This is a genomic window from Anaerolineae bacterium (assembly GCA_013178015.1).
Classification (GTDB): Bacteria; Chloroflexota; Anaerolineae; order DRVO01; family DRVO01; genus Ch71.
Map to the genome: position 1 here is coordinate 38,654 of JABLXR010000034.1, position 8,500 is coordinate 47,153.

General features: G+C 65.0%; 6 protein-coding genes. 1 reads left to right on the top strand and 5 read right to left on the bottom strand.

The features are described 5' to 3' along the window. Nucleotides 1-7: 7 nt before the first annotated feature. Both HPY83_13710 and HPY83_13715 read right to left on the bottom strand, forming a co-directional pair. Nucleotides 8-502, bottom strand: coding sequence for a YbaK/EbsC family protein (locus tag HPY83_13710; protein NPV09005.1), 495 nt, complete (start codon nt 500-502; stop codon nt 8-10). Then, the gene (locus HPY83_13715; protein ID NPV09006.1) at nt 503-3,976 is read right to left on the bottom strand and encodes a DNA polymerase III subunit alpha; all 3,474 of its coding nucleotides are present in this window, start codon (nt 3,974-3,976) and stop codon (nt 503-505) included. It lies immediately after the preceding gene. Nucleotides 3,977-4,097: 121 nt separating this feature from the next. Between HPY83_13715 and mutM the strand changes: the two genes are divergently transcribed. Then, nucleotides 4,098-4,925, top strand: a complete 828-nt coding sequence (gene mutM / locus HPY83_13720) for a bifunctional DNA-formamidopyrimidine glycosylase/DNA-(apurinic or apyrimidinic site) lyase (GenBank protein NPV09007.1) — start codon at nt 4,098-4,100, stop codon at nt 4,923-4,925. A gap of 7 nt (nt 4,926-4,932) precedes the next feature. Here the strand turns inward: mutM and HPY83_13725 are convergent, their stop codons facing one another. The 3 genes from HPY83_13725 to HPY83_13735 form a co-directional block, all read right to left on the bottom strand. Next, a complete protein-coding gene (locus tag HPY83_13725) occupies nt 4,933-6,225 on the bottom strand; it encodes a hypothetical protein (protein ID NPV09008.1) in 1,293 nt (430 codons plus the stop codon). Between the two features lie 199 nt (nt 6,226-6,424). Beyond that, a complete protein-coding gene (locus tag HPY83_13730) occupies nt 6,425-6,970 on the bottom strand; it encodes a D-lyxose/D-mannose family sugar isomerase (GenBank protein NPV09009.1) in 546 nt (181 codons plus the stop codon). A gap of 48 nt (nt 6,971-7,018) precedes the next feature. After that, the coding region (locus tag HPY83_13735) for a hybrid sensor histidine kinase/response regulator (GenBank protein ID NPV09010.1) at nt 7,019-8,500 on the bottom strand (1,482 nt) is incomplete at its 5' end.

Below are 8,500 nucleotides of genomic sequence, written 5' to 3' on the forward strand. Positions count from 1 at the left end.
AGCGCGGTCACCCGGTCGGTCCATCCTCCTCTACGATGTCCACTCTTCTGCCCCCGGTGACGCGCATCAGCTCGTCCAGCGTGATGGGGAAGACCGCCTGCGGGGCTCCTGCGGCGGCGTGGAGGAGCTGGAAGCGCCACAGACTGCTGTCCACCAGAACCGGCATTGCAGTGCGGTGCCCTACTGGTGGCACACCTCCCACGGCGTAGCCCGTCAGCTCCCGTACCTCATCCGCCGAGGCTAGCCGAACCTGCTGGGCTCCGCAGATAGCGGCGATCTTAGCTGTATCGGCCCGACAGTCACCAGCCACCAAAGCCAATACTCCCGACCCATCTGCGATGAACACGAGGGATTTCACTATGCTTCCGAGGGGCACTCCCAAAGCATCGGCGGCCAGCTGTGCCGTCCGCGTGCTCTGGTCCAGCTCGATGGGAGTTGCCTCCACTCCCAGTTCGAGCAGCGCCTGCCTCACTCGGTCTACAGACTTGGATCTCTTCGCCACTCAGGCACTACCTCCTTCGTATGCTCCTTCCACCCAGCAACGGCTGGCTCCGACCAGCCGGGCGAACTCCCCGGCGACGTCCTCGGTAGCCAGGGTGCGCGCATTGGGGAAGTCTATCCTCACACAGCGAGGCCCGTCGCGCACCACTACCGAGAGCTCGTCACTGCCGCGGTAGCTGGTGGCCGTCTGTACTACTCGCTGTAGGCACTGGCGATCTTGCTGCAGGTCACCGCTCCTCCGCACCTCCACCACCAGGCGCCTTGGGGGCGCCTCCAGCACAGCGGGTGCGGCCACTTCGGCATGGTTGATCTGGTCGGTGACGCTCTCGCACAGGAGCTTGGGCCCGTCCCCCCGATTGTCCACTCTGCCCCGGACAAGCAGGATCTTGCCTTCCTCCCACAGAGCCTCGGTCTCGCGCAGGACCCGGGGGAAGACAACCACGTCCAGCGTGCCCTGCAGGTCCTCCAGGCGGACGAAGGCCATGCTCTCCCCTCGCCTGGTCGTGGTCCTCCGGACCTCCTGCACCACGCCGGCCATCGTGACCGCCTGGCCCGCCATTTCCTCAGTCACCTCGGTGCTGAAGGCAGTCACCAGTTCCGCCAGGCGCCGGCTCCACTTGTGCAGTGGATGCTCCGACACGTACACCCCCAGAAGCTCCTTCTCCCACGCGAGCTTCTGCCTAAGAGATATCCCCTCACCATTCTGGGCGCCGCCGCAAAGGATTACCGTGTCCGCCTGCACCCCACAGCTGACCTCGAACATGGTGAGCTGCCCGGCCTGGCGCGCCTGATGGATCTGGTGGCTGACGGACATGATCGTGTCCAGAGAAGCCAGCAACGAGGCTCGGTCGCCGAAGCAATCCAGTGCACCGGCCCGTACCAGGCACTCCAGCACGCGCTTGTTCATCTGCCGCAGGTCCACTCGAGCAGCGAAGGCGTCCAGACTCTCGAATGGACCTCCCTCGCGCCGAGCCTTCAGCAGCATCTGGATGGCCCCTTCGCCCACGTTCTTGATGGCACCAAGGCCGAAGCGGATGGCATCGCCCTCGATGGTGAACTCGATGGCGCTCCGGTTCACGTCCGGCTGCAGCACCTCGATGCCCAAGCGCCGGCACTCGGCGATGAGCCCGGCCACCTTGTCCGACCGGCTGCGCTCCACCGTTAGCGAGGCAGCCATGAACTCCAACGGGTGATGGGCTTTGAGGTAGGCCGTCTGACACACGATGGCAGCGTAGTCAGCGGCGTGTGCCTTGTTGAACCCGTAGTTGGCGAAGAACTCGAAGGCATCGAAGATGCGATTGGCCGCCTCCCGGCTCAGGCCACCGTGCTTCATCGCCCCCTGGACGAAGCCGTCCCTGTGCCTGATCAGGTCCGATTGCTTCTTCTTGGAGACCGCGCGGCGCACCTGGTCCGCCTCGCCAGGATCATAGCCCGCCAGGTCGGTCAGTATGCGGATGATCTGCTCCTGATAGACGCACACCCCATAGGTGTCGCCCAGGATCGGCTCCAGCGCCGGGTGCACGAACGACGGTTCCTTCTGGCCTCGCCGGCAGGCGATGAAGTCGTCTATGAACTGCATGGGTCCGGGACGGTATAGGGCTATGACCGCGGTGATGTCCTCGATGCTCTCGGGCTTGAGATCCCGCAACACCCGACGCATTCCGGCACTCTCCACCTGGAAGAGCCCGGTCACGTCGCCGGACGAGAGCAAGGCAAAAGACTCCGGGTCGTCCAGCGGAATGGTATCAAGGTCATACCGCTTTCCGGTCCTCTCCTCGATCAGCTGGGCCGCCAACCTCATAACGGTTAGGGTGGAGAGGCCCAGGAAGTCCACCTTGAGTAGCCCCAGGTCCTCGACGACCTCCATGGGGTACTGGGTGATGGCGCCTTCACCATGAGTGGAGCGGTGCAAAGGGGTGTACTCCACCAGAGGCTTGTCGGCGATCACCACTCCGGCTGCGTGAGTGCTGGCGTGACGGGCGATGCCCTCCAGGCCCTGAGCCGTCTCGATCAGATCTCGGATGTAGTCAGTGGATTCCACCAGCTCCCTGAGCTCAGTCACGTTGGCCAGCGCGTCGGCTATGGTCACTCTGGGGCCGAAGGGCACCAACCTGGCCAACCGATCTACCTCGGGCAGCGGAAGGTCCAGAGCCCTCCCGGCGTCACGGATGGCAGCACGCGCCCCCATGGTACCGAAGGTAATTATCTGGGCCACCCTGTCCTGCCCGTAACGCGAGACCACGTAGGCGATCATCTCGTCCCGGCGGTCGTCGGGCAGGTCCAGGTCAATGTCGGGCATCGTAATACGGCCGGGGTTGAGGAACCGCTCGAACATGAGTTGGTGGCCCAGCGGGTCCAACCGGGTGATGCCCAGAGCATAGGCTACGATGCTACCGGCGCCCGAGCCGCGCACGTTCCACCAGATGCCCCTCTTTCTGGCCTGATCCACCAGGTCCCAGACGATCAGGAAGTAGTCATCGAATCCCATCTGGTGGATCACACTGAGCTCATGGTCTAGCCTGCGGCGCACTTCCTCGGAGGGCTCACCGTAGAGCCTGGCTATGCCGCGTTCGCAGAGCTCCCGGAGGTACGACTGCGGGTCAGCGCCCTCAGGGACCTCGAATCGAGGCAGATGATACTCGCGGGGGCCAAACCTAAACTGGCAGCGCTCGGCGATGATGAGGGTGTTGGCGATGGCATCCGGCATGTCAGGGAACAGCTGCTCCATCTCCTGGCGGCTCTTGAGGTAATATCCCTCATCGCTCATCCGCATTCGATCCGCTTGGCGCACTGTGGCCCCGGTCTGAATGCAGAGCAACACATCCTGGATCCTGGCGTCCTCTGGCCTGACGTAGTGGACATCGTTGGTGGCAACCACCTCGAGCCCCAGCGAGCGGGCAACCTCCACCAGGACACGGTTCACCCGAGCCAGCTCCGGTATCCCCTCGTGAGATTGCAGCTCCACGTAGAACCGGTCGCCGAAGACATCGCGGTACCAGCGCGCTACCTTCTCGACCTCGTCTCTTCGGCCCTCAGCCGCCAGCAGCGCCATCTCCCCGGTGCTGCAGCCGCTCAGGACGATGAGTCCCTCGGAGTGAGCGGCAAGGAACTCCTTATCCACTCGCGGGCGGTAGTAGAAACCCTCCAGCTGCGCGGCGGACGCAATGCGCAGCAGATTGGAGTAGCCGGTCGAGTCCTCCGCCAGCAACGTGATGTGCGAAGGCGAACGGTCGAGCTGCGGATCGCGGTCCTGCATCCGCCGAGGAGCAAGGTACATCTCACACCCTATGATAGGCTTGACCCCAGCCTCGACCGCAGCCCGGTGGAAGGGTACTGCGCCGTACATCACGCCGTGATCGGTGAGGGCCACCGCCGGCATGGCCAGCTCCGCGGCTCGCTCGACCAGGTCCGTCACGCGCGACAACCCGTCAAGTAGCGAGAACTCGCTGTGTGCGTGGAGGTGCACAAAGGACATGGACGGATTACCTGCCTTCACTTCCGCTGCTGAGATGATGTCGCCACCCTTGGCGCCACTGCTTACCTGACACTAGAATGAGGATTCCAGCTCACCCCATCCAGGAGAACGTGCGACCAACATGCCCGAGCTGCCCGAAGTGGAAACCGTGGCTCGAACTCTGAGGCCCATGCTTACCGGCGCCGCCATCGCCGCCGTCGAGGTGCTGGATCCGCTCGTGGTTCGCCCCCCCGGCCCCGCCGCCCTAGCCTCCGGTCTGGAGGGTCGGAGGATAGTCGGCATCGGGCGCCGAGGCAAGCATCTCATCTTGGCTCTCGATGATGCGTCGCACCTGGTGGTGCACCTTGGCATGACAGGCCAGCTGCTGCTCTCCCAGGGAGACGTTCCTCCCCCTCGGTTCGCTCGGGTGAAGTTCACCCTACAGGACGGGCGAGCTCTCTGGTACGCGGACATGCGCAAGTTCGGACGCCTCGGCCTGGTTCGTGACGTGACTGCCGATCTGGCCTCCCTGGGTCCCGAGCCCTTCGCCCCCGAACTCGACGCTGAGGCACTGCTGGCCCGCCTGGCGGGGAGGCGTCGCCCCATCAAATCGCTGCTCCTGGACCAGTCGTTCCTGGCCGGTCTGGGCAACATCTACGCCGACGAGGCGCTGTTCGAGGCAGGCATCCATCCCTGCACTCCTGCCAGAAACCTCACCTTGGCCGAGGCCGAACGGCTCCTGCAGAGCCTCCGCGGCGTGCTCGCTCGCGGCATCGCCAATAGAGGGACCACCATCGCCGACTACGTTGACGGGCAGGGCCGGCCAGGCACTAACCAATGGCAACTCCGCGTGTACGGCCGCGCCGGCCAGGACTGCCCCCGCTGCGGCCGCCCCATTGAACGGCTTCGGCTGGCCGGCCGCAGCACGTGCTTCTGCTCCTCCTGCCAGCCAAGCCGGCCGAAGGTCTAGTTGCGCGTTAGCGCTCGAATAGGTCGACAGGGTTGTCAACCAGCAAAGCGCGGGCAATCTCCAGTGCCTGCTCCTCTGTCATGGGCGCCATGTTGGGGTGCGTCCGGCTCCGCTCCACTCGATCGGCCAACACCCAGGCCAGCTCGTACTTGTACATCCTGAACTTGGGTAGAATGAACTCGGCGCAGTAGGCATCCGAGTAGTACCCGATCAGCTTCGATATCGGGACCACGTCCAGACGGCGCCGGGCCTCCCGGGCGATATCGACTGGGTTGTTCAGGTACCACCAGTGCCCACTGGGGTATACGTTGTGCCGTATCCACGCCGAGGCCGCCAACTCCAGCCCCATAGTGTCGGCCAGAACCGACACGGGGAACCGAACATCCCAGTACTCATTGAATAGGTAATCGTACCCCGCCAGAGAGTTCACCGAGTCGAGCAGGTCTCGACCGCCGGTCACGCCGCGCGGGTAGGCGCCCCTCCGCACCCCCACCATGAGGTGGAATGGCTTCCGCACCGCGCGGCAGTTGTCGGCGATGCGGTTCAGGGCGTATGCCGCCCAGACCATGCGGCTGCCCTGGTCCAGCACCTCGCCGGCTAGGGCCCGGTCCAGGATGGCCGCAGCATCCGCGCCGGAGACGGGCCGAGTCTGGACGCCCGGCCAGGTCGAGATGGCGGCGTAAGCCATGCCTAGATCCACGAACCGGCGGAACACCTGCTCCAGGGCGGCCTCGAAGTCGCTCGGTGAGCGCACTGTCACGCCCGACGCCCGCTCCAGACGCTCCCGCTCCTCTGCCTTGTCAATCTCGAACACGAACGAATCAGTCCGGAGACAAGGCACCAGCAGCTGGCGGTTCAGCCCCTCGAGCGGCTCGTCGCACTGGTTGGTCATGTAGATGCGTCGAATGTTGCTGCGCCGCAGCACCCGGTCACCATAGTCTGGCGCCTCGATGGCGTCCTGAGCCATGCGGTACAGCTCAGACCAAGAGCGAGACATCCACCAGCGTCGCTCGATGCCCAGGAACTCCTCCCCGATCGCCGCCAGCCACTCGAACTGGACCGTGTTAGCCAACAGGGGAAGGCGCTCCACCACCTGCCGTACCACTTCCTTCGGATCGGTCTCGTCGGCGAATCCGAGACGGTACTGGGCCGAGTTGGCCAGCTCGGTGTAGTAATGGTATCCGACGATGTCGGCTAAGCTCCGAGCGAACGGGCGGCGGGCGTCAATGTGAGTGTGAATGTCGTAGATGGGCAGGTCTTCGATCTGCTCGACCAGCCTGACGAGGAGCTCCGAATCCATTGACCCTCCGGGCAGCGCTGCTCGAGCGGGCCTCCGGGCCGGTCGGCTCGGCCCCACCCGCTCACCACGATACTAACGCGACGATCCGAGACCGTCAACGGCAAGGGCTCGAGCCGAGGTCGTCCCTGGCTCGAGCCCTGATGCCCCGAGAGTCCAGCCACTAACCTTCCCCGTGGCACGATGGCCAAGCGGGGCAGGCTCAGCTCTCTGAGATGCGTGTCTCCCGCTCGATACGCGGATCCGTGAATACGTCCAGCTCGTCGCGGCTGGTGGTGGAGAACTCGGAGAGCACCGCTCCCTCCGGGCCGGCCTGGAACCAGTGCAGAGTGTCCGGAGCCAGAGTGTACTGCTCACCTGGCCGCAGACGGACCTCGTGCCAAACGGTGAGATACTGCCGGATGTCTTCGGGCACCTGAGCAAGCGGGCTTGAGGTCGGCTCCCCGGGGACGTAGAGGTACACCTCGCCCCGTCGGCAGCGAAACGTCTCCTCCTTTCCCGGTTCACCTGCCACGGGAGGATGTCTGTGCTCCGGGCAGAGCTGCCAGGGGAAGAGGATCAGTTCCTTGGCGCACACCCGCTCAGTATTGACGTAGGTAAGGAGCTGGAGACCAACTGTATCTAGACGGCCGAGGCCAAAGTCTGCTACCTCGATTCGGTCCGCCTCCTCCGAGGTGACGGCTATCCCCGCCGCCTCGAACTGGGCAAGAGCCCGCTTGACCGCCTTGGCCCGCTCGCTAGTGGTGATCACCTGTACCTCCGGTATGAGACATCACTCGGTCCCGGCGACGGCAATCTACGAGGCCGCCCGGGCGTGGCTGTCCAAGGCAGTGCGCATCACCTGCCGCAGCTCAGCGATGCCGAACGGCTTCACCAACACCGCGTCCACTTCCCCTTCAGCGGAGGGGCGATCGCCCTCTTCCGTCCAGCCGGTGATGAGCACTACTGGCACGGCTTTTCCACTGCATTTGGCGGCTCGCGCGAGCTGCCAGCCGGGCATGTCGGGCAGCCCCAGGTCAGTGAGGACGAGATCGAACTCGTGGGCATCGAGCAGCTGCAGTCCCTCTCGCGCAGTGGCTGCGGCAGTAGCCGTGTGGCCGTCTAGCCGCAGCATGCGCATCAACACCTCTCGCACCTGCGGCTCGTCGTCGATCAGCAGCACCCTCAGCGGCCGGCCTCCCGGCGTGTCCGGTCGCCCGAGATCAACGGCGGCATCCCCTACCGCTAGCGGCAGCGAGACGGTGAACACTGAGCCCACTCCGGGCTGGCTGGATACCTCTAGCTCCCCGCTGTGCTCCTCGACAATGCGCTTGGAGATGGACAGGCCCAGGCCAGTGCCACCCTCGCCCTTAGTAGTGAAGAACGGCTCAAACAGCCGCTCCATCACCTCCCCGCTCATGCCCACGCCGGTGTCCCGGACCGAGAGGCGAACGGTCTCGCCGTCTACCCACCCCTTCAGGGTAAGGACCCCACCAGCCGGCATGGCGTCAAGGGCGTTCAGCACCAGATTGGTCAGCACCTGACGCAGCGCTCCAGCATCGCCCTCCACCGGAAGCGGCGTCGCCAGGTCCAGTACCGTCTTGATGTAAGCCCCGCGCCGCTGCGCCTCATCCCGCCAACGCGGGCGCGTTATGTCAATGGTCTCCCGAGCCACCCCTGCCAGGTCCACTCGTGCCTGAACGCGCGGCCGTCGGGCTCCTCGCGAAAACTCTTGTAGGCGGCGCACGATCCCGGCGCAGTCCTTGGATGTGCGTTCGATGGTACCGAAGTACTGGTGCATCTCCGACACGCTGTCGGCGATGAGCCCCAGTTGGGCTTGACCCAGCACCACCGCTAGGGAGTTGTTGATATCGTGCGCCGCCCCGGCGGCCATCTCTCCCAGGACTCGCAGGGCATCGTCTTCCATCGCCCGGCTCAAGCCGCCGCCTTCGCCGTTGCCTCTCTCTCCCGCGTCCGACCCGGCGTCGGGCTTGTGCTCCCGCCGACACAGGCAGCGCTCGAGCGCCAACCCGAGCACCGCAGCGAAAGGCGCCAGATCCAGCTCGATGGTGTCCCCTTCGGTGTCGGCCGCCAGCCGGGATACCAGCTCACCCTTGCGCCCCTCTGGCAAGTCGAAGCTGTGACGGGCATAGGTGGAGAAGCTGTGACGCTGCTGCTCCAACCGCCTCCACTCCTCCACCGTGGCCAGACGGACCCGCGGCACCGGGCCGGTTCGGCCTTCGCGATCAAGAGTGCCAATGTAGACGCCCTTATCTCCCAAAGGCACGGCGCACTGGAC

What these genes read in the sequence shown, in the direction of transcription:
- HPY83_13715 (NPV09006.1), bottom strand. Translation starts at nt 3,976, where the DNA reads ATGTCCTTTGTGCACCTCCACGCACACAGCGAGTTCTCGCTACTTGAC.
- mutM (NPV09007.1), top strand. Translation starts at nt 4,098, where the DNA reads ATGCCCGAGCTGCCCGAAGTGGAAACCGTGGCTCGAACTCTGAGGCCC.
- HPY83_13725 (NPV09008.1), bottom strand. Translation starts at nt 6,225, where the DNA reads ATGGATTCGGAGCTCCTCGTCAGGCTGGTCGAGCAGATCGAAGACCTG.